Consider the following 855-nt stretch of genomic DNA (forward strand, 5'->3'; position numbering starts at 1 on the left):
ACGCCCGCATCGGTCAGCAGTGCGCCATAGCAATGACGCAAGGTATGAATCGTGATCTCCTTGCGGATCCCGACGTCGGTGACGATCGCTTTGAAGGATTTTTGGGTACCGCCCCGATCCATCGGCTCACGAGCCTGGTGTTGTTCTTCAGGCGTGCGGCCGCGGGGAAACAACAGCATGGGGTTGCGGTGCGTAACCCAGTAAGCTCGAAGCGCCTCGAGCGTCATCTTCGGCAAGAAGACGTAGCGATCTTTCTTGCCCTTGGCTTGGCGAACGTGCAAAAGACCGCGTTCGCTGTCGATATCCGCCACGCGGATGTTCAGGGTCTCGCCCAGGCGCAGCCCCATGCTGAAACAGGTGAGAATGAAGGTCTGGTAGCGCCGCTCGCGGGTGCTGTTGATCAGCCGCTCCAGTTCCTTGAGCGTTAACACATCGGGAAGGTGTTTTTCCTGGGGCGGTTTGACGATGTCCACCCACTGCCAGTCACGCTTGAGTACATGTTTGTAAAAGAACTGCAGGCCGTTGCGATCGACCTTCACCGTCGACCAGGAATGGGTGCTGATCAAGGACTCGAAGTACCCCTCAAGCTGCTCTTGGGTAAGAATGTCGGGCGGACAGTCAAAGTAGTCGCACACGCGCCTGATGGCCCGGCTGTATAGGTCGATGGTCGAGTCCGCTTTGCCCTGGCGTTTGAGTGCGCTAAGATGCTTGCGGTACAGTGAATCGAATCGTTTTTGCTGTGCTTGGTGCATGAAGAAATTCCCCTAGTAGTCGTGCTCGGGCTTGAGCACGTAGGGGAATTATCTTCAATTGAACAGTATTGTGCTTTGCCGCGGAGCGGCTTCGTTCAACAAG

General features: G+C 56.3%; 1 protein-coding gene. It reads right to left on the reverse strand.

Going from position 1 to position 855, the window contains the following annotated elements:
• The coding region (locus ACURWW_RS17220) for a tyrosine-type recombinase/integrase (RefSeq protein ID WP_445618383.1) at positions 1-752 on the reverse strand (752 nt) is incomplete at its 3' end.
• Between the last annotated feature and the right edge of the window lie 103 nt (positions 753-855).

It is taken from the genome of Gilvimarinus sp. F26214L (assembly GCF_054401055.1).